A 20,392-nucleotide genomic window follows, 5' to 3' on the forward strand; every position below is an offset into this window, starting at 1 on the left:
CAAGGAGACCGCCCACTACCTCACGTGGCGCGACACCGTCACCCCCATGATGGCCGAGCCCCGCACCGCCCGCCGCTACGCCAACCGCTTCCCCGACGACGCGGGCTGGTGACATGCCCCCCGCAAGCTTCGAGTTCGCCACCGCCAACCGCGTCCTCTTCGGCCCCGGCCGCCTCGCCGAGGTCCCCGACCTGGTGCGCGGCCTGGGTGGACAGAAGGTCCTGCTCGTCACCGGCGTGAACCCCGCCCGCGCCGAGCCCGTCCGCGCCGCGCTCGAACGCCTGGGCATCCCGTCCGCCTCCTTCCGCGTCGCGGGCGAGCCCACCGTCGACACCGCGCGCGAAGGCACCGCCGTCGCCGTGGAGGCCCGCTGTGACACTGTCGTCGCCCTGGGCGGTGGCAGCGCGCTCGACGCGGGCAAGGCCATCGCCGCGCTCGCCGCCAACGGGGGCGACCCGCTCGACTACCTGGAGGTCATCGGGCGCGGACAGGCCCTGACGAAGCCGTCCCTGCCGCTCATCGCCATTCCCACCACCGCGGGCACCGGCTCGGAGGTGACGCGCAACGCGGTGCTGGGCTCGAAGGAGGCCGGCGTGAAGGCCAGCCTCCGCAGCCCCCTGATGCTGCCCCGCGTGGCCCTGGTGGATCCCGACCTGCTGGAGCACGCCCCCGCGGACGTGCTCGCCGCGGGCGGCCTGGACGCGCTGTCGCAGCTCATCGAACCCTTCGTATCCGTCCGCGCCCAGCCGCTCACGGATGCGCTCGCGCGCGAAGGGATGCAGCGCTCGGCGCGCTCGCTGCGCAAGGCGGTGCTCCACGGCCCCGGTCCCTCGGAGCGCGAGGACCTGGCCCTCGCCAGCCTCTTCGGCGGCCTGTGCCTCGCCAACGCGGGCCTGGGCGCGGTGCATGGCTTCGCGGCGCCGCTGGGCGGAATGCTCGGCGCGGCCCATGGGGCCCTGTGCGCCGCGCTGCTCGGGGCCACGCTGGAGGTGAACCTGGACGCCCTGCGCGCGCGTTCGCCTGAGCACCCCGCCCTGCCCCGCTTCCGCGAGCTGGCCGTGCTGCTCACCGGTCAGCCGGAAGCACGCGCCGAGGACGGCATCGCCTGGGTGAAGGACCTGGTCCAGGCCCTGCGCATCCGGGGCCTGCGCGCCATGGGCCTTGACGATGCGGACGTGCCGGGCCTCGTGGCCAAGGCCCGCGCCGCCAGCAGCATGAAGGGCAATCCGCTGGTGCTCACCGATGCGGAGTTGACGTCGCTCGTCCAACGGTCGATGTGAGGGGCCTCCCATGAAAGCCGCTTCGATGATCCCCGTGGTGCTCGAACGTCTGCGCGAGAAGTATCCCGACGCGAAGTACGAGCTGAACTGGAACACGCCCTACGAGCTGCTCGTGGCCACCATCCTGGCCGCGCAGTGCACCGACGAGCGCGTCAACCGCGTCACCGCCACCCTGTTCCAGAAGTATCCCGGTGGCCCCAAGGACCTCGCGGACGCCGACACCGCGGAGCTGGAGGAGGACCTCAAGCCCACGGGCTTCTACAAGCAGAAGACCAAGACGGTGCAGGCCATGAGCCGCGCGCTGCTCGACGACTTCAAGGGCAAGGTGCCCTCGCGCATGGAGGACCTGGTGAAGCTGCCCGGCGTCGCGCGCAAGACGGCCAACGTGGTGCTCAACACCGCGTTCCAGCAGGCCTCCGGCATCATCGTGGACACCCACGTGGCCCGCGTCAGCCAGCGGCTGGGCGTCACGAAGCAGGAGAAGCCGGAGGCCATCGAAACCGACCTCATGAAGCTCGTGCCCAAGGACGACTGGACCTTCTTCGGCCCCGCCGTGGTGCTGCACGGCCGCTACACCTGCATCGCCCGGAAACCGAAGTGCGGCGAGTGCCTGCTCAACGACGTGTGCCCGAAGGTCGGCGTGGCCGCTTAAGGCCCGCGTCACATGTGCGCGAGCACCATCAGCGCCACGATCCAGTCCATCCCGACCTGGAGGACCGTATACGTGGAGCCGTCGAACGACGTGCCCAGGCCCGCGGCGAAGTGACCGATGGACCCCGCGAAGACCTTGAAACCCACCTCCGCGCCCACGTTGAGGGGGGCGCGGCGGTTGTCCAGGGAGGGCCCCACGAGCACCCGGGCGTAGGGCGCGGCCCAGTTCGTCAGGAAGTGCTGGTAGCCCACGGTGGCGTTCAGCGACGACTCCGAGCCGAAGGCGATGTTGGCCCCCAGGGTCAGCCGGCGCGCGCCCAGCCCCATGGGCTGCACGTTCACATCCAGCGAACCGCCCAGGCCGCCCTGCCACGGGATGCGCCAGCCGAGCGCGAACTCCACCGTCGACTTGTCGAGCCCGAGCGCCTCCCAGCGCAGCCGCGATGCCCCCGCGACATCGCCGCGCGCTTCCCGGAGATCCGCGAGCGCCAGCGCGCCCTCCTCCGAGTTCTCCTCGTAGACCTTGCGCAGCGGCGGCTCCGCGCCTTCCAGGTCGCCTTGAGCCATCCGGGACTTGCCCTGGGTCATGCACGCGGACGTCGACCCCATCGCGCACGCCAGCCCGAAGGCCCGGTCCGCCTCCTCCAGCCGGTGATCCACCGTGAGCTGCTGTCCCCAGGCCTCGCACGCCGACACGCGTCCGCCGTTGCACTGCTCTTCCAGCGTGGGGACCCGCGCCTCCATCCCCCCCGTCGTCACGCACGCCACCGTCAACAGGCACGGCAACAGGCACAGCCAGCGACCAGGGGACGCAAGGGGACCACGGAGGGCGGAAACCACGTCCATGGTCGACATTCAAACACAACGCCGGGACACCGTGGGTGTCGACACAGCGCGTCTCGGGCGTGTTTCAGCGCTCCTCGAGCGGCCCCTCCCCGTCGTTGATGACGCCCGGGTTGCGACCGACGTCCGGTCCATCCCCGCTGCGCTCATCGGCCTTCTGTTCCTCGGAGGCCGTGTCGCCCGAACCGCCCACGCCCTCGCGGAAGCCGTCGGCGGCCTCGCGGCTGGATTCGCGGAGGCTCTCCGCGGCCTTGCTCGCGCCGTGCTGGACGTCCTTGGCGGCCTCGCCTACCTCCTGTCCCACCTGGCGGGCGTTCTCGTTGACGGACTGCTGCTGGCGCTCATTGCAGCCCGCCGCGAAGCCCACGGTCCCAATCACTCCCAGCACCACGAGCCCATTGAACCGGCGTGTCCACATGGTGGTCTCCTTGAAGGGGCCCGAGCAGCGCCCCCGGCCTCAAGCCAACGTAGGCACGGTCGCTCCCGGACGAAGTCCCGCCTCCCTCCCTGCACGGCCGTCGGGCGACGCCTGCCTGTCAGCCCCCGGCGGCCCGGGCCCTGCGGAAGGCCTCCGGGGACGTGCGCCACCAGCGCTTGAAGGCGCGGTGGAAGGCCGCCGGGTCCGCGTACCCCAGCAGGAAGGACACCTCCGCGATGGACATGCGCCGCTGGAGGTAGCCTTGGGACAGCTCGCGGCGCAGGGACTCCACGATGCCCGCGTACGTGTAGCCCTCCGCCGCCAACTGACGCTGCAACGTCCGGGGCGGTACGCGCAGGGCCCGGGCCACGGCGACGAAGGAGAAGTCACCTCCCGCCAGCGTCCGGCCCACCTGCTCACGCACGCGACCGACCAGGGTGTCCGCCACGGGAAGCCGCTCCAGGGCGCGGCGGGCCTGGTGTTCGAAGACGGCGCGGAGCAGCGGATCCGCGTGGACGAAGGGCCGGTCCGCATCCGCCTGGGAGAACTCCAGGTCGCTGGCCGGCGCGTTGAACTCCAGCGGGCAGCCGAAGACGGCCTCGTGTTCGTCCAGGTTCGCGGGGGCCTCGTGCACGAAGCGCGCGCGCAACGGGCGCACCTGGGCGCCGGTGAAGATGCGCACGCCCTGGGCCAGCTGCGCCAGCGCCACCTCCGTGAGGTGCCGGTGCGCGGGCCGCCACGACGGGCCCACGGGGGTGAAGCGCATGCGCACGCCCTGGGGGGTGTCCTCCACGAGGAAGCGCTCGCCGTCGCCCCACACGCGCTGGTAGCGGCAGCCTCGCTCCAGGGCCTCGCGCAGGTGGGCGCTGGTGAGGATGACGAGCGACGCGGGATCCTCCGCGTCCATCACGTCCATGCCCGCCATGTGCAGCCCCAGGTTGTCATCCCCGGTGAGGGCCACGGCCCGCTCCAGGATGTCGTCCAACACGGCGTAGGGGATGCGCGCTTCGGGGTCGTCCAGGTCCTCCCACCGCAGCCCCACGTCCTGGCAGAGCCGTCCGGCGGGCACGCCCCGCTTCGCCGCCGCGAGCAGTCCCTGCCGGGCCAACCGTGCGGAGAGCGAAGGGGGAGCGGAGGGCGCCACGGCCAGGACGCTAGCGACGCCGTGGCGCGGGCGGCAAGCCGTTCTGTCGCGAAGGGACAGTGCACCGGACACGTGCGGGCGGCCCCCTGTCCTGCATGGCCCCCGTCACTCATGTGCTCGGGACGCCCGTGCGATGCGCGACGGCGTGAAGGTCAGTGGCCCGTGTCTTCCGGCGAGTCCGAGTAGGGCTCGTCCCCACCGTGGTTGTCCACGGGGTCCTGGGCTTCATCCGGCACGTCGACCACCGCGTCGTTGTTGTCCGGATTCAGCTCCTCGTCCCCCTCCGCATCCACCCCTTGCACGGGCGCATGGATGTCCGCGGGCTTGTCGAAGGTGATGCCGGCGTTCTCCGCGTCCGCCCCGTCCGCGCAGCCATAGGGGCTGGTGAAGAGGCGCAGCACCTTCACCTCGTCCCAGTGCTTGTCGTCTTCGAAGATGACGGTGTCGGTGACGGTCTCCGAACCGCCGGGACGCAGGCTGAAGTCCCCCACCAGGCCCTCTTCCAGGTAGCGGTCTCCCGCCGCGACATACGCCCGCAGGCAGCCCTTTCCCGACACGCGCCGGGTGGACAGGTTCTTCACGACGTAGGAGACGGAATAGTTGTCGGAGCTGCCTTCCTGGCTCACCCGGACGTTGGACACCGCGAAGTCCGCCGCCGTCGCCGCCCCCGGGGCCTGGGGGGCCGGCGTGCCTGCGGGGGCGGGCTGTCCCGAGGGCAGCAGTTGGAACCGCTCACTGGTCATCTTGGGGACCCCGGACGAACAGTCATACGCGTCCGCCGTGTACAGCAGCACCGCCTGGGCCTGCTTCCAGTACGCCTCGCTCACGTCCACCCGGTCCTCGAACGTGTCGCTCGTGCCACCCTTCACGGTGATGCCGCCCAGCTTCACCTGATGGATGACCAGGCCCTGGTCGTCGTGCAGCGACAGGCACGCGTCCCCGCGCCCCTGCGCCGTCCCCGGATTGGTGAGCGTGTACGTCACGTCCAGCCGGTAGCGGTTCTTCGTGAGCGTCACGTCCGAGAAGCGCAGCGGCTTCTTCACCCGTGCGACCATCCCCGCGTCCTGGCTTCCCGCGTCGCGCACGGCCACCGCCGCCACGCCCGCGTCGAGGGCCACGGGGGCTACGGCCTCCTCCTTCTTGCAACCCGTTCCCCACGCCACCGCGCACCCCAGGGCGAGCACCGCCAGGGTCCGTCCGCGCCGCTTGTCACTCCGAATCATGAAGAACCCCCTCGCGAAGCCGTCCGGCCGGTCTCATACGGGACACCGCCCCGACGCGGCAAGTCAGCCCCCGTCGTGGGCACCGGACGCGAATGCCGGTTCCTCCGCAGCCGCGCACGCGCGTGCTTGACGGCGCCTGCGGGCGGCGTTCGGATGCGCGCACCTATGCCCATCCCCCAGCTGCGCACCCGCGCGGAAGCCACCGACTACCAGGAAACCTCCCGCAGCGCCGACGTGGTCGCCTTCATCGACACGCTCGTCGGCCAGACCAAGCTCGCGAAGCGCGTGGACTTCGGCCAGAGCGGCGAGGGCCAGCCGCTCATCTCGCTGGTCATCAGCGACCGCAACTGCTTCACGCCGGAGCTGGCGCAGAAGCAGAAGAAGATCATCGTGATGGTGGAGGCCAACATCCACGCCGGTGAGGTGGAGGGCAAGGAGACGCTGCTGGGGCTCGCGCGCGACCTCACCCTCACGTCGCTGGGCAAGAAGCTGCTCGACAAGCTCTGCCTCGTCTTCGTCCCCAACTTCAACCCGGACGGCAATGACCGCATCAGCCCGGGAAACCGCGCGCTGGATTTGAAGAACCTGGAGGGCCAGGTGAACCCGCCGGGCGGCGTGGGCACGCGCTACACGGGCGAGGGCTGGAACCTCAACCGCGACAACATGAAGCAGGAGGCCCCGGAGACGCGCGCGCTCGCGAAGCTGTACCAGGCGTGGTGGCCGCACCTCTTCGTGGACTGCCACACCACCGACGGCAGCATCCACGCCTTCGATCTCACCTTCGACGTTCCGCACGGCAACGCGGAGCTCTTCCACATGTCGCGCGACTACAACCGCGAGCTGGCCGAGCGCGTGTCCGCCGCCGTGAAGAAGAAGCACGGCTTCGACAGCTTCTGGTACGGCAACTTCCTCAAGGAGGGCGACCCGCGCTCCGGCTGGCACACCTACCCCGCGCTGCCCCGCTTCGGCAGCCACTACCGGGGCCTGCTGGGCCGCCTGGACGTGCTGCTGGAGACCTACAGCTACATCGACTTCCCGCGCCGCTGCGCCGTCATCCGCGCGTGGGTGCTGGAGCTCATCCGCGACGCCGCCCGCTACGCCAAGGACTACCGCACCGCCACCTCGTTCGAGGAGTCGGCCATCATCGCGCGCGGCAAGACCCCGGACGTGAAGGACCTGGTCGGCATCAACTACGGCGTCCCGCACCGCAACGCGGAGGGCGCGCTGGTGTTCGACTACCCGGCCTACGTGCTGGGCAAGGACATCGCCACCATCAACTCCTTCGACGAGGCCAGCATCGAGGGCCGCCGCTACCCGGGCAAGCGCCGCAAGGTCTACAAGACGCCGCACTACCGCACCTTCGTGCCCACCCAGGCGGTGAGCACCCCGTCCGCGTACCTGGTGCCCGCGTCGCTCGCGTCCCGGCTGGAAGGCCACGGCATCCGCTTCGAGAAGCTCGCCACCGCGCAGCGCTTCCAGGTGGACAGCTACCGCATCACCCGCCGCGAGCAGACCTTCAGCCCGGACGTCGCCGCCAACGTGCCGGCTCCGGGTGAGAACGAGGTCCCGCTCAGCCAGAAGCCCAAGCCCGTGCGCTTCGAGACCATCCTCACCGTCGCCGCCGAGCGCTCCGAGCAGGACTTCCCCGCCGGCACCCTCAAGGTCCCCACCGACCAGCGCACGGGAACGCTCGCGACCTACCTCCTGGAGCCGCACTCGGACGACGGCTTCTGCCGCTGGCAGTTCCTGGACGACAGCCTCACGGTGGGCGAGCTGTACCCCATCCACCGGGTCGTGGAGGCCACGCGCGCCCCCTTGAAGGTGGAATAACCGTCCGGCCACAAACGAACGGCCTCCCTGCGGCTTTCCCCCGGGTCTGTCGGGCCCGGGGGCATTGGCCGTAGACTGCCCTCCGCAGGACCCGCGGAGACAGGCGGGGGCACGCGGGAGGCCCCGGATGACTGGCTTGCAGCAGACGCCCCGAGGCACACGCCGTTCGAGGGGTGCAGGCGTGACGCGTTTGGGATTCGCGGTGGGCCTGGTGCTCTGCGGGCTGCTGGGTTTCGGCGCCGTGCGCGCCTGGAAGCAGCAGGCACCGGCTCCGGGCACCCGGGCCCTGTGGCTGGCGGACCTGCCCACGCGGCCCCTGGAGGTGCGCCTCAGCCTTCCCGCGGCGGACGTCTACCGCCCCTATGCCCCACCGCGTGCGCTGGACACGCTGGCGCGCCCGGTGCCGTTAGGACCGCTGTCCAAGCTGGAGGAGCGCGGCGACGCGCACGGGGTCGCGGTCAGCTACCTGCTGCATGGCGACACAGAGCAGGCGCTCGCGCACCTGGGGCGCACCCCGTCCTCGCAGGACCGGGACAGCGATCAGGCCGCAGCCCTCCTCCTGCGCGGAAGGCACGACGAGGCCCTGACGCTGCTGGACGCCACGCTCGAAGCGGCGCCCGACCATCCGCAGGCGCGCTGGAACCGGGCCGTGTTGACGCGCGAGCTGGGCCTGTCGCTCGTCGCCGCGACCACCTTTGAAGAAGTGGCCGCGAGGGCGGAGCCCGGCTGGAGCGAGGAGGCGCGCGAACAGGCCCGGAGCCTGCGCGCCCGCTTCCAGGCGCGGGCCGACGCATGGAAGGCCACCCGCGAGGCGTTCCTCGCCCGGTTGCGCAAGCCCGACGCACCGCTGCCGGTGGAGGCCTCCGCCCGCTTCCCGGGCCTCGCGCGCGAGCGGTTCTACGACCTGCTGCTGGCCGCGGAGGACGCGGCGCGCGTGCGGGAGCTGCTGCCGCTCGCGAAGGTGTTGGACCATGCGTCCGGCGACACCGCGCTGGAGGCCACCGTGCAGCGGGTGTCCGCGCTGGACTTCACGCGCCGGGCGCCCTTCGCGCGCGAGTACGCGAAGCTGGTGCTCGACGAACACCCCGCGCCCGCGAGCCTCATCGAGCGCCTGCGCCAGGAGGCCACGGCCCGCGACCTGCTCTTGGGCGCGCTGCTGCACACGCCGGGCGTGGCGCGCACCCACGACGAGCTGCGGGCGCTGACGCAGGACGTGAGCGACCCGTGGATCCTCTCGCGCGTGGCGCAGGAGGGGGCACGACTGGACGACCTCGCGGGACACGGGGCCCAGGCCGGAGACCGGCTGCGCGCGGCGCTGTCCGAGTGCCGCGCGCGCAAGCTGCCCCTGCGCTGCGTGGACCTGCTCACGCGCCTGAGCCAGCGCGCGACCGCGTCCAACCGGCTGGTGGAGGGAGAGGAGTCCGCGCGCGCCGCCTGGCAGGAGGCCGCCGCGCTGGGCGAGTGGGAGCGGGAGGGCGCGGCGCTGGTGATGCTGGCCAACGCGACGCGCTTCCAGGTGCGCATCGCGCTGTCGCGGGCGTACCTCACCGAGTCCCTGGCCCGGCAACCCGAGGACTGCAAGGCGCGCACGCAGGCCCACCGCAACCTGGCCTCGCTGGCGCTGATGCGCTTCCGTCCGCAGGAGGCCCGGCAGGAGATGGAGGAGTCCCTGGCATGCGGGCAGACGCCCGGGTTGCAGGGCGCGTGGATCCTCGCGGACCTCGCGCGGCTGGACCCGCGGCCGTCCGACGAGGCGCGCCTCCGGGCGGAGCTGGCGCGGGTGACGCCGCTGCAGGAGAACGCGGGCCGGCGCGTGCTGGCCACGCTCATCGCGGGTCGCTTCGCGGTGGTCCGCGACTGGCGCACGGGACAGAAGGAGCTGCGCCGCGCCATCGCCGAGGCGGAGCCGCTGCTGCGCACCAACGCGGACGCGAAGGATGCCCGGGTGGTGGCCTACCGGACGCTGGCGGTGAGCGCGGGCCACGCGGGGGCCTTCCGCGAGGCCCTGGACGTGGTGGCCGAAAGCCTCCAGGTGCCCGTGCCGGAGGGCTGCGTGCTGGCCGCCGCGGTGGAGGACGAGCGCACGGTGGCGGTGGTGCGGGGACACCAGGGGCAGATTCGCGGCCACTACGATGCCTCGCGCACGCGGCCCCTGCGCGATGACCTGAAGGGGCTGGTGCCCGAGGAGCTGGTGGACCTCTTGCGCGACTGTCCGAGCGTGTCGGTGCTGGCCGCGCCGCCGCTGGACAGCCGCTCGGGCATCCTTCCGGCGGACCTCGCCTGGAGCTACCGCGTGGGCACGGGGGCCCCTGGGCCGCTGAGCGCGAAGCCCCCCATGCATGTCGTGGTGTCGGACGTGGAGCCGCCGTCCTCGCTGCGGCTGGCGCGGCTGCCCTCGGCGGCGGAGGTGGACCTGGCCGGAGCGCAGCGGCTGCTGCGCCTCAAGGGCACGCAGGCCACGCCCGAGCGCGTGCTGGAGGCGATGGAGCAGGCCACCGACATCGACATCCATGCGCACGGCGTGGTGGACCGCGCGCTGTCGGACGCCACGGTCATCGCGCTGTCGCCGCAGCAGGACGGCCGCTACGCGCTCACCGCGGAGGAGCTGCGCCGCCGGCACTTCCATGGCGCGCCGCTGGTGGTGCTGGGCGCATGCAGCGCGGCCCATCTCCCGCCCTTCCTGCACCAGACCTCCTCGCTGCCCCAGGCCTTCGTCGCCTCGGGGGCGCGCGCCGTCTTCGCGGCCACGGCGGACATCCCCAACGACGCGGGCGCGTTCTTCCGCGCGGTGCGCGAGCGCATCCAGTCAGGCGCGGAGCCCTCCCAGGCCCTGCGCGCCGAGCGGCTCGACTGGCATCAGAAGCAGCCCGGCATGCGCTGGGTGGACAAGGTGCTGCTGTACCAGTAGCGCCTCGGCGTCCGGAGCGGGAGCGCTTCGAGCAGCCAGCATGAAGCCTGCGCGCACGAGGCCCGCGGACAGCCCGCTCAGTCCCGGGGAGGCAGGGGCGACGGCAGCGGCTCCGCGTCGGAGTCCCACGTCACGTTCGGCTCCGGCAGCGCGAACGCCTCGAACGAGACGGCGACGCCGCCCCCTGGAGCCTTGAAGCCGTACCACCACCCCACCGGAAGCAGCAGCAGCTCACCGGGCGACAGCTCCACGTCCAGGCACAGCGGTGTGTCCGCCTCCTCGGGGGAAGACGCGGCCACGCGCCGCAACTCGAAGGCCGGAACGAGCTGGAGCTGACGCACCCCATGCACCTGGGCCAGCAACACATTGCGCCGCGACGCACGCAGCGGAACCTCCGTCCCCACGGGCTCCCACCACAGGCGGGGCTCACACGCGCGCACGTCCTCCGCCGCGAAGCCACGAGGCGAGGACAGCTCCCGCGCCAGGGACTCCAACCGGGAGTCCTCGAACAGCGGCACGCAGCACGCGTGCCGGGACTCCCGTTCGCCCAGCCGCTCCGCCACACGAGCCGGGGTCCACTCCTGGGATGACCGCAAGGCTGACGGGCCCTCGCGCAGCACCACGGGCAGGTTCTGGAAGTAGTAGCGCTCGAAGAACCCGGCGGGCATCAGCGCGTCATGACGGTCCACCCGGGGCGGCACGTCCGTCTGCTGGAACAGCTCCGCGTACACGTCCAGCAGGCCCTCCAGCTTCCGCTGCATCCCCACCGCGCGAAGGGCCCCCGCGACGAAGGGCTCCTGCTGCTCCGCCTCCACCGCCCGACGCGCCTTCTCCGCTGGCACCCCCGCCTTCTCCAGCGACGCGACCAGCTCGCGCGTCGACGTGCCGCGCAGCAGGTTCTCCACCAGCCACCGCCGCCACTCGGGCGCCAGCGGCGAAGGGTCCTCCCCTTCCACGCCACGTGCCGGACTCGATGGACTCATGGGTGTTCCTCCTGGGGCGTGGCCCCCAGCCAGCCCTCCTGCCAGCAGGTGTTGAGACCGGGGGTCTCCTCGAAGCTCACGAACGTCACGGACAGGCTCGCGTCCAGCGCGCGCAGCGCATGCCACCAGCCCACGGGAATGAAGAGCGTGTCCCCGGGCCCCACCACCACCGTATGCAGGGCCACGCGGGCGAAGTCCGGGAAGCGCGCGGTGTCCGGCGCGAGCACGTCCACCGCGCTGTAGAAGCCGCGCTCGTTCGCCATCCACGGCGTCTCCCACGACGGCGCGAGCCACACCTGCTTGCGGCCCCACACCTGACAGAAGAGGACGTTGAGGTGGTCGTGGTGCAGGTTCGACAGCGTCCCCGCGGGGCCCAGCCACAGGTGCACGCGGTCGGGTCCGCCCAGGTCCGGATGGATGTAGCCCTCCGGCGCACGCAGGTCCTCCAGCAGCGGGCGGAAGGCTTCGCGCAGGAGCAGGCTGTTGCGCGCCACCAGATACATGTCGTTCGTTGGCGCACCGTCGAAGCGGGCCAGCAATTCACGCAACGGCACGTCGCGACGCAGCCTGTCCGCATGGAAGTCAGGCAATGCCTGGGCATCACGTCCCGCCATCACCTCCACCGTTTCATCCCCGAAGCGCTCCGCCATCCACGCGGGCGTCCACCGCTTCATCGCGGGCCAGTCCTCCAACAACCCTTCAATGACGACAGGCCGGTTGCGCCGGTAGTAATCGGTGAAGAACTCCGCTGGAGACAGACGCTGGCGCCGCTCCACCTGGATGCCAGACCGCGCTTGTCGTTGCAGCGCGGAGCGCGTCGCAAGCAATGACTCCAATGCATTCAACCGCGTCGCATGGGTCCGACCTCCACTCACCGCGGGATGTCGCTCGGCTTCGCGAATCGTTTCCCAGACAACTTCTGGCGCCATGCCCTCCGCTTCCAATACAGCCCCAAGCCTCGCGGAAGAAACCCCACGCACAAGGTTCTGCGCGAGCCACGTTTTCAATTCAGGGGGGACAATTGATTTCAGCATCAGCCCCCCCGTGCAGGGCTGAACCTGTTGGGTTGTCCACATCCACCTTGAGCGGACTCCATGACCCCTCCTTCGAACTCGCACAAGATCGTCCCGAATCCCTCTCCGCCCTACCCCGTCGAGGAACACGAGAAGGAAAACCCGCGCCGGCGTCTGCCGCCCGAGCCTCCCGCGCCCACGCCGCCGCCGCCCACGCCGCCGCTGCCTGAAACAGAAACGCAGCCGGCCTGAAATCTCAACGCAACCCTTGCGCGCACGAGGCACGCCTCCTCAACCGGAGGTGTGCCACCGCGCATTGCCTCCCGGCACGTCCAGGGATTGGAATGTCACCGACACGCTCACGTCGAGCGCGTGCACCTGGTGCCACCAGCCCACCGGGATGAAGAGCAATTCGCCGGGCCCCAGCACCACCTCGCGCACGTGCGCCGAGCCGAAGGCGGGGAAGCGCGCCAGGTCCGGCGCCGACGCGTCCACCGCGCTCCACACGTGCTCGTGGTTGTAGACGCGCGCCGTCTCGAACGAGGGAATCAGCCAGAAGCGCTTGCGCCCGTGGACCTGGCCGAACAGCACCGAGTCCACGTCATGGTGCAGCGCCGTGCGCGTGCCCGCGGGGCCCACCCACAGCTTGATGCCTCCGGGTGCCGGCCGGGGGTGCAGGAAGCCGGGAGGAAACCGCACGTCGTCCATCAGCCCGCGCAGCTCGGAGCGCTCCAGCGCGAAGTTGCGAGCGGTGAGGTACAGGTCGTTGGTGGGCCCGCCGTGCTCCAGCCGGTGGAGGAAGTCCGCCAGCCGCATCACCGTGCGGCACGCATCCGGGGACAGGTCGTGGTCCGCGCGGGACTCGCGGCCCGTCATGACCTCCACCTCCACGTGGCCGTAATTGCGCGCGAGCGCCTCCGGCGTCCAGTGCGTCAGGAGCGGCCAGCCCTCCAGGAAGTCCTCCAGGATGACGGGCTGGTGCGCGCGGTAGTAGCGCTCCTGGAACTCGTCCGCGGACACGCCCCGCCGCCGCTCCACCCCCACGCCCGCCTGCGCATGCAGCCGGGCGCGCACGTCCAGGAGCGACGCCACCTCCGCGCCCAGGGCCACGTGCCGGGCCCCCGCCTCCACCGCCGGGTGCCGGGCCGCGCGCTCCACCTCCCCGCGCGCGTCGTCCTCGGTCACCCCTTCGGACACCAGGACCCGGGCCAGCGCTTCCGCCGCCACGCCGCGCAGCAGGTTCTCCGACAGCCATGCATGCCACGAGGGTGACAGGGCCATGGGGCCACTCTAGGCCACCCGCGAAGCGGCACGGCAGGGGGGCATCCCCCCACATGCGCCTCCCACCCGAAGCCATCAGAGGCTCAAGGCGCCCTTGAGGCCCAGCACGATGACGTTGCGCGCGTCCTCGTTGGCGCCCGGGTTGATGAACTGGAAGTTGGGCCGCAGCACCAGCCACGGCGTCGCGCGGAGGCTGTAGAACAGCTCGCCCAGGTACTCCGTGCCGGGCACCAGCGTGGTGGGGTCCTGCAACTGCTTCAGCCGCTGGGACGTGACGTACCGGCCATTGGAGTGCGTGCGGCCCAGCGCGAAGCCCACGTCGTCATCCGCCCGGCCGAAGAGGCCCGTGTACGCCAGCCCCGCGGTGTACTGGCTGTCCACGGTGGACGTGTCCCGGTCCGTGTGCGTCAGGCGCACGAAGATGTTGAGGCCCTGCGCCTTGTTCGCGGCGTTCGGCACGTGCGTGAGCTGCTGGCGTGCCACGAAGTACGCGCCATAGCGCCCGCCGTGCTCCACGTCGTCCAGCAGCACGTCGCTCGCGTTGGACGTGTCGTACCAGGCGCCCAGCTTGTAGAGCCCCTCCAGCGTCCCCTGGAGGAACTTCGGGTTCCACGCCACCTCCAGCGGCAGCATCACGCCCGTCGCCCCGGAGAAGCGCCCCAGGTAGAAGGACGGATCCAGGTTGCGCGGGTTCATTTCGTACGCGGCGAGCTGCACGTAGGCCACCTTCGCCACGTCCACCCGCAGCCGCGTGCCCCACTGGCTCACCGGCCAGTTGAACCAGTAGTTGCCCACGATGTTGCCGGGCTGCGCGCTGCAGAAGGACAGGTTCTGGAAGTCGCAGGGGAACTCCGCCGTGTCCTCACCCACCGTGACGCGGCCCAACTTCAAGTGCACCCGGTCGTCCCAGAAGAGCTGTTCGTACCAGAGCTGCGTGAGGCGCCCCACGTTGCCGCGGCCGTACACCTCCTGCACCAGTTGGAGGTTGCCCAGCTCCATGTCCGCGCCCAGGTCGTTGCCGTTGCGGTGCGTGAAGGTGAACTGGAAGGTGCCGCCCTTCAGCCCCGCCAGCTTCTCCAGGTCGACGCCCAACCCCACGTCGAACTGGCCCGCCTGCCGCAGCGCATGGCCCTTGCCGCCCCGCGCGTTGTAGGCCAGCTCCGTCGCGTAGCGGACCTGGAGCGCCACGCCCAGCTCGAAGAGCAGCCCGCGTGCGCCGCCCCAGTCTCCGGTGAGGCCTGGCGGCATCTTCGTCTCGGCCGCGAGCGCCGGGCCTGAACACAGCAGGGCCCACGCCAACGCCCCCCCCACCCAGGCCTGTCTCCGCATCGCCGTCCGACCTCCCCCTCGCACGCCACCTGCCCTCAATGGCAATGCCCCGGAGGAAGTCCACCCGACCCCCGGGTGCCTTCCGTCGCCTTCCCGCCACTCAACCCGGCCTCCCGAAGGGGCGCGGGGTGCGGCGAAGGACGAAGGGGCCACCGGGATGTCCACCACCGGGCGTCGCGGCCCCGGCGTCACGACAGGCCCCGCGCCGTCCCGCGCGAGCACGCGGGACGGGGAGCCATGACAGCGAACCGACTACTTCTGCGGCAGCGGCACGGAGCGCACGTGCAGCTCGCGCAGTTGCTTCTCGTCCACGTCGCCGGGCGCGCCCGTCATCGTGTCGGTGCCCGTCTTCGTCTTGGGGAACGGAATCACGTCGCGCAGGGACTCCGCGCCCGTCAGCAGCATCACCAGACGGTCCATGCCCAGCGCGATGCCGCCGTGCGGGGGCGCGCCGAACTTGAGCGCGTCCAGGAGGAAGCCGAACTTCGTGCGCGCCTCCTCCTCCTGGATGCCCAGCGCCTGGAACACCTCCGACTGCACCTTCGGATCATGCAGGCGGATGGAGCCGCCGCCGATCTCAAAGCCGTTGAGCACCACGTCGTAGCGGTGGCACTTCACGCGGCCCGGATCCGACAGCAGGTACTGCACGTCCTCGTCGTGCGGACGCGTGAAGGCGTGGTGCGCCGCGGCCCAGGTGTTGGTCTCCTCGTCGAACTCGAAGAGGGGCGGGTTCACGACCCAGAGGAACCTCCACTGGCCGCCGCTGCCGTACTCGGGGATGAGGCCCAGCTTCTTCGCCACGTGCACGCGCAGGTTCGCCATCACCGTGTGCACCAGCGACTCGCGGCCGAACTGGAACAGCAGGAGGTCGCCCGGCTTCGCGTTGCACGCCTGGTTGATGGCCAGCCGCAGCGCGGGGGTGATGGTCTTGGACAGCGGGGACTGGGTCCACTCGCCGCCCTCGCCCACCTTCGCGCGCGCCAGACCCTTGGCGCCCGCCTGCTTCGCGAAGTCCTCCAGCTTGTCGCTCTCCGCGCGGGACAGCGCCTTCTCCGCCGGGACGACCATCGCCTTGACGATGCCCTTCTCCTGCACCGCGTCCCACATCATGGGCACGCCGCCCGCGGCGCCGTGCTCACGGATGAGGTCGGTGAGCACGATGTGCTCCAGCCCGAAGCGCAGGTCCGGCTTGTCGTTGCCGTACTTCGCCATGGACTCGTAGAAGTCCATCCGCTGGAACGGCGTGGGGATGTCCAGGCCCAGCACTTCCTTCCACAGCTTCTTCAGCAGGCCTTCGATGATGGTGAAGATGTCGTCCTGGGTGACGAAGCTCATCTCCACGTCGATCTGCGTGAACTCCGGCTGCCGGTCCAGGCGCAGGTCCTCGTCGCGGAAGCACTTCACGATCTGGAAGTACCGGTCGAAGCCCGCGACCATGAACAGCTGCTTGTACAGCTGCGGGCTCTCCGCCAGCGCGTAGAACTTGCCCGGGTTCAGGCGGCTGGGCACCAGGAAGTTGCGCGCGCCACCCGGCGTGTACTTGCCCATGAAGGGCGTCTCCAGCTCCAGGAAGTTGTTCCCGTTCATGTACTGACGGGTGAGCGCGTTCATCTTCGAGCGCGTCATCAGCGTGCGCTGCAGGGGCCCCCGGCGCAGGTCCAGATAGCGGTGCGACAGCCGCTTCTCCTCGGACGTCTCCACGTTGTCCTCGATGAGGAACGGCGTGGGCTCCGAGCGGTTGAAGATGGTCAGGTCCGAGGCCTTCACCTCGATCTCCCCCGTCTTCATCTTCGGATTCACGTTCTTGCCGCGCGACAGCACCTTGCCCTTGATGCCGACGCAGAACTCCAGACGCAGGCTGCCCGCGATGTCATGGGCCTCCTTGCTGTCCGGCTCGAACACCACCTGCGTCAAACCCTCGCGGTCCCGCAGGTCGATGAACACCGCGCCGCCGTGGTCGCGGCGGTTGTGCACCCAGCCGAAGAGGACGACCTCTTCGCCGACGTTCGCGGCCGTGAGCTGACCGCAGGTATGGGTACGCTTGACCTCGGAGATGAACGGAACCGCCATGGAGACCGCCTGCGTTTTGTTCGGGAAGAAAGGCCGGGCACCATAGCGGATCGTGGAAACAGCGCGTCAAGGAATCCGTGGCTCCCGCACGCCCCCTCCTCCCTCGGAAGACGGGCATCGGAGCGGGCAGGATGCAGCCTTCCCGCAACCGCGAAGCGGATCCCGGGTTGGAGGTGACATGCAGGGGGACAAAGCCACCTGTCGTCAGCCCGTGGACATGACCGCGCGTGCCGCCGCATGCCTTCGCGCCGGGGGGATGCTAGTCGCCGTGCTGGGCATGTTGGGGGCCGGCCCTGCCCGGGCGGAGGGCGCGGACAGCTCCCTCACCGTCGAAGCCAGCGCCGGCCGGGGCTACGGCCTCTGGAGTCTCCTGGGCGACGTGGGCGTCAGCGAGGCGACGTTCCTCACGCTCGGCTACACGGGCGCGCGTCCGGAGGCCGGCACCGCCGCCACCCACCAGCTCTCCGTGGGCGTGGACCACCTGGCGGGCGAGCACTGGCTCCTGTCCGGCATCGTCAGCCTGGGCCTGGCCAAGGGCTCCGACACGGAGCTCTCCCAGGAGCGGCCCCGGCTCAACGTCCCCGGCCTCACCGCCCGGACGGGCTACGGCAGCCAGGGCGTACAGTTGGCGGCGGGCTACGACTCGGCGGGCTTCCACAAGGTGGAGTACGGCCTGGACGCGAGCCTGGGCCTCCACCGCTACCCCCTGCGCCGGCAGTTGCTCACCGTCTCCGACGGCACCCCCCACGTGCGCTACGCCCAGGAGGACCTCCTCTGGGTGGCCCGGCCCACGCTGGGCGCGCGCCTCCTCTGGGACGGCCGCTGGGAGCTGGGCCTCCGGGGCGGCTTCTCCCTCTACAGCGAGGACCCGCTCACCGCCGGCCAGTTCACCGACGCGGAGAAGGCGACCCTGGAGTCCCAGTTGGAGGGCCGCGCCGCCGCCCGGCTGGCCCTGGCCGGCCTGAGACGGCGCCAGTTGCGGGACCTGGGGGCGGCCGTGACGCGGCGCATGGCGGACGTCAACGCCGGCACCGGCTTTCCCTCCGCCCCGACCCGCTTCGACGTGAAGCCCTCCCTGACCTGGAGGCTGAACCCCGCCCTGAAGGGGCAGGTGTCCTACGCCTTCACCCGCTACGTGCCCACGCAGGGGGTGGCCCACGTGCTGGCCTCCCGCTGGACGGTGCGCCTGGGGGACCCGGTGCGGGTGTGGGCCTCGGTGGCCCTCCAGCGGGACGTCCCGGAGGACCTGCCGGCGGAGGTCTCCGGCCTGCTCACACTCGGAGGGGAATACACGTTCTGAGCGGTCCGGAGTAAAACGGCGTCATGCTCCGAACAGTCATCACCGCCGCCGTCGGGCTGGGACTGCTGGCCACCGGCTGCGCGCCGGACAGCGAGGCGCCCCTCAAGGTCTCCGTCCTCTCCCTCTCCAGCAACGGCAAATACCAACCCACCCAGGTCGAACTCACCACCATCGAGGACATCGTCGGGCTCAAGGGCACCGTCGGCGACCTGCAGGGCGGTGCGCGCATCGTCATCGACGTGAACGATCCGGCGCTCAACAACGCGACGGAAGACACCATCGGAGAGGTGCTGCTCAAGAAGGCCGGCCACGACGTGAAGGCCAGCTACATCAGCCAGAAGGACCCCACCACGGGCGAGGACGTCCTGTGGCCGGCGGACTTCCACTCCTGGAACATGGTGACGTCGTATTACAACCTGGAGCGCGCCAACGAGTACTTCCGGACCGTCGGCAACATGAAGTCGATCGACTTCGAGCCGGTCCCCACGCTCTACTACTTCCCCGAGTTCGTCATCGCTGCGGAGAGCAAGGACCCCGCGCGCGACAACGCCATCTTCTACCCCATCCTCCAGTCGTTCCTGGTGCTCCCCTTCGAGGAGATCCAGCGCGCGCCACTGCCGCTCAACGCGGGCGTGATGGCGCACGAGTACTCGCACCTGGTCTTCAACCGTCTGGCGTACGCCTCCCAGTCGTTCCCCCTGTCGTTGATCACCTGGTCGCAGGAGAGCCCCAGCATGGGCGCCAACGTGCTCAAGTCCTTCGACGAAGGGCTCGCGGACTACCACGCCTACGGGGCCACCTGCCGCAGCCCCCACGGGTGTGATCCAGCGTTCCTCTCCAGCTCCTTCGACAACGGTCCCTTCGCCGCCGTCACGGCCGAGCGGGACATCTCGAAGGGCGACCGGTGCATGAGCCAGCAGCTCTGGAACAACCTGGTGGGCCAGGACGTGGGCACCTTCTCGGGCAGCGGCAACGAGTACAAGGTCGGCACCATCCTGGCGTCCGCGCTCTTCCAGGCGGGCCGCGCCCAGAACCAGGAGGCGGTGCTCCAGCGCGCCGTCGTCGCCGCCTACTACGACACCAGCCCCACCAACCCCGGCATCTTCCAGCGCACCGAGGTGTTCCTGAACAACCAGCTGGGCTTCACCCTGGCCCAGCCCGCGCTGTCCATCATCGGCCACATCGGGGACCTGGAGCTGCGCAAGGCCGTGTGCAACGAGTTCGTGGACCACCTGCGGATTCCGCGCGAGTGGCTCATCGGCGACAACTACTGCCCGCCCAGCACGTCCGCGGGCGCCACCTGCCCCAGCATCGTCATCGAATGAGGCCCGCTCCCTTGAACTCACTGCTCAAGGCCTGCCTCGCTGGCGGCCTGCTCCTCGCTGCACCCGCGCTCGCTCAGTCCGACGAGGACGACCCGTACGCCTATCCGGAAGACGACGCCGCCCGCGCCTCGGACAAGGCCCAGAAGGACGATGACGACGCCTACGAGCGACGTCGCAAGCTGGTGGACGAAACCGACGAGTTCCGCGAAGCCGCCGAGCGCGAGAACGACGACGGCTTCGAGAAGCTCTCCCGCCTGGACGACCCCAACCTGGGCGTCGCGGTGGAATTGGGCGCGGGCGTCCTGCTGGTGGACAGTGCCCGGGGCGACTTCTCCGACAACCGGCCCGCGATGGGCGTGCGCGCCACCTGGGAGTTCGGCCGCTCGCTCGACAACGAGCCCCTGCGTGAAGCCCTCTTCGCCGACCTGCGCTGGCTCTACGGCAGCCTCAGCGACGGCACGAATTTCATCAGGGGGGACACGCGGCTTCACTACTTCACCCTCGCCCCCGCCTACCTGTTGCGCTTCGGTCAGTCCGCCTTCGGCATCTACGCGCAGGCAGGCGGCGGCATCGCCTACCAGAACACCGGCATCACCGTGGGCGACGACGAGACGAAGGTGAACGGCCTCAAGCCCGTCATCCAATACGGCATCGGCCTGCGCGGGCGCCCCGCACTCTCCCGCACCCTGCACCTCACCTTCCGCGTCGAGGCCATGGGCCTGCGCCGCGGCTACGCCAACGACTTCTTCTTCGGTGGCAGCGCCGGCGTCGGCTTCTGACCCGTGGTTCCCCGG

General features: G+C 70.7%; 17 protein-coding genes. 8 read left to right on the forward strand and 9 right to left on the reverse strand.

All coding sequences use genetic code 11. The annotated features are described in order from the left end of the window. Positions 1–113: 113 nt before the first annotated feature. Positions 114–1,280, forward strand: a complete 1,167-nt coding sequence (locus tag D7X74_RS24710) for an iron-containing alcohol dehydrogenase (protein ID WP_120535458.1) — start codon at positions 114–116, stop codon at positions 1,278–1,280. A gap of 10 nt (positions 1,281–1,290) precedes the next feature. After that, positions 1,291–1,932 carry an endonuclease III gene (gene nth / locus D7X74_RS24715; RefSeq protein WP_120535459.1) on the forward strand — a complete coding sequence of 214 codons (642 nt, stop codon included), beginning with the start codon at positions 1,291–1,293 and terminating at the stop codon, positions 1,930–1,932. Positions 1,933–1,940: 8 nt separating this feature from the next. On the opposite strand, the gene D7X74_RS24720 is transcribed toward nth, so the two are convergent. The 4 genes from D7X74_RS24720 to D7X74_RS24735 form a co-directional block, all read right to left on the reverse strand. Continuing rightward, entirely contained in the window at positions 1,941–2,777 is an 837-nt protein-coding gene (locus D7X74_RS24720; RefSeq protein WP_120535460.1) for a hypothetical protein, read from the reverse strand. Between the two features lie 64 nt (positions 2,778–2,841). Beyond that, positions 2,842–3,192 carry a hypothetical protein gene (locus tag D7X74_RS24725; protein ID WP_199741887.1) on the reverse strand — a complete coding sequence of 117 codons (351 nt, stop codon included), beginning with the start codon at positions 3,190–3,192 and terminating at the stop codon, positions 2,842–2,844. 118 nt (positions 3,193–3,310) lie between these two features. Continuing rightward, positions 3,311–4,336, reverse strand: coding sequence for an AraC family transcriptional regulator (locus tag D7X74_RS24730; protein WP_233602236.1), 1,026 nt, complete (start codon positions 4,334–4,336; stop codon positions 3,311–3,313). A 152-nt stretch (positions 4,337–4,488) separates the two neighbouring features. Then, complete coding sequence (locus D7X74_RS24735) at positions 4,489–5,559, reverse strand: hypothetical protein (RefSeq protein ID WP_120535462.1); 1,071 nt, start codon at positions 5,557–5,559, stop codon at positions 4,489–4,491. Between the two features lie 165 nt (positions 5,560–5,724). Here D7X74_RS24735 and D7X74_RS24740 point away from each other — a divergent pair, with 165 nt between their 5' ends. Together D7X74_RS24740 and D7X74_RS24745 are read left to right on the forward strand one after the other, a co-directional pair. Continuing rightward, positions 5,725–7,389, forward strand: coding sequence for a M14 family metallopeptidase (locus D7X74_RS24740; protein WP_120535463.1), 1,665 nt, complete (start codon positions 5,725–5,727; stop codon positions 7,387–7,389). A 181-nt stretch (positions 7,390–7,570) separates the two neighbouring features. Continuing rightward, the gene (locus tag D7X74_RS24745; protein ID WP_147446668.1) at positions 7,571–10,297 is read left to right on the forward strand and encodes a CHAT domain-containing protein; all 2,727 of its coding nucleotides are present in this window, start codon (positions 7,571–7,573) and stop codon (positions 10,295–10,297) included. A gap of 77 nt (positions 10,298–10,374) precedes the next feature. Here the strand turns inward: D7X74_RS24745 and D7X74_RS24750 are convergent, their stop codons facing one another. Both D7X74_RS24750 and D7X74_RS24755 read right to left on the reverse strand, forming a co-directional pair. Continuing rightward, on the reverse strand, positions 10,375–11,280 hold the full coding sequence (locus tag D7X74_RS24750) for a hypothetical protein (protein WP_147446669.1): 906 nt from the start codon (positions 11,278–11,280) through the stop codon (positions 10,375–10,377). Further along, positions 11,277–12,209, reverse strand: a complete 933-nt coding sequence (locus tag D7X74_RS24755) for a cupin-like domain-containing protein (RefSeq protein WP_233602237.1) — start codon at positions 12,207–12,209, stop codon at positions 11,277–11,279. The genes D7X74_RS24750 and D7X74_RS24755 overlap by 4 nt, the downstream gene beginning before the upstream one ends. Positions 12,210–12,374: 165 nt before the next feature. On the opposite strand from D7X74_RS24755, the gene D7X74_RS43105 reads away from it, so the two are divergent. Then, the gene (locus tag D7X74_RS43105) at positions 12,375–12,545 is read left to right on the forward strand and encodes a hypothetical protein (RefSeq protein WP_158620386.1); all 171 of its coding nucleotides are present in this window, start codon (positions 12,375–12,377) and stop codon (positions 12,543–12,545) included. 39 nt (positions 12,546–12,584) lie between these two features. On the opposite strand, the gene D7X74_RS24760 is transcribed toward D7X74_RS43105, so the two are convergent. The 3 genes from D7X74_RS24760 to aspS form a co-directional block, all read right to left on the reverse strand. Then, positions 12,585–13,574, reverse strand: a complete 990-nt coding sequence (locus D7X74_RS24760; RefSeq protein WP_120535466.1) for a cupin-like domain-containing protein — start codon at positions 13,572–13,574, stop codon at positions 12,585–12,587. Positions 13,575–13,649: 75 nt separating this feature from the next. Then, entirely contained in the window at positions 13,650–14,873 is a 1,224-nt protein-coding gene (locus D7X74_RS24765; protein WP_158622289.1) for a carbohydrate porin, read from the reverse strand. Positions 14,874–15,155: 282 nt separating this feature from the next. Then, the gene (gene aspS / locus D7X74_RS24770; protein ID WP_120535468.1) at positions 15,156–16,973 is read right to left on the reverse strand and encodes an aspartate--tRNA ligase; all 1,818 of its coding nucleotides are present in this window, start codon (positions 16,971–16,973) and stop codon (positions 15,156–15,158) included. 256 nt (positions 16,974–17,229) lie between these two features. On the opposite strand from aspS, the gene D7X74_RS24775 reads away from it, so the two are divergent. From D7X74_RS24775 to D7X74_RS24785, 3 genes are read left to right on the forward strand one after another with little or no spacing between them, the layout of a single operon-like run. Beyond that, positions 17,230–18,273 carry a hypothetical protein gene (locus tag D7X74_RS24775; protein WP_147446670.1) on the forward strand — a complete coding sequence of 348 codons (1,044 nt, stop codon included), beginning with the start codon at positions 17,230–17,232 and terminating at the stop codon, positions 18,271–18,273. Positions 18,274–18,296: 23 nt separating this feature from the next. After that, positions 18,297–19,598, forward strand: a complete 1,302-nt coding sequence (locus tag D7X74_RS24780) for a hypothetical protein (RefSeq protein WP_120535470.1) — start codon at positions 18,297–18,299, stop codon at positions 19,596–19,598. Between the two features lie 11 nt (positions 19,599–19,609). Then, a complete protein-coding gene (locus tag D7X74_RS24785) occupies positions 19,610–20,377 on the forward strand; it encodes a hypothetical protein (protein ID WP_233602238.1) in 768 nt (255 codons plus the stop codon). Positions 20,378–20,392: the final 15 nt, after the last annotated feature.

This window comes from Corallococcus sp. CA047B (assembly GCF_003612065.1).
Lineage (GTDB): Bacteria > Myxococcota > Myxococcia > Myxococcales > Myxococcaceae > Corallococcus > Corallococcus praedator.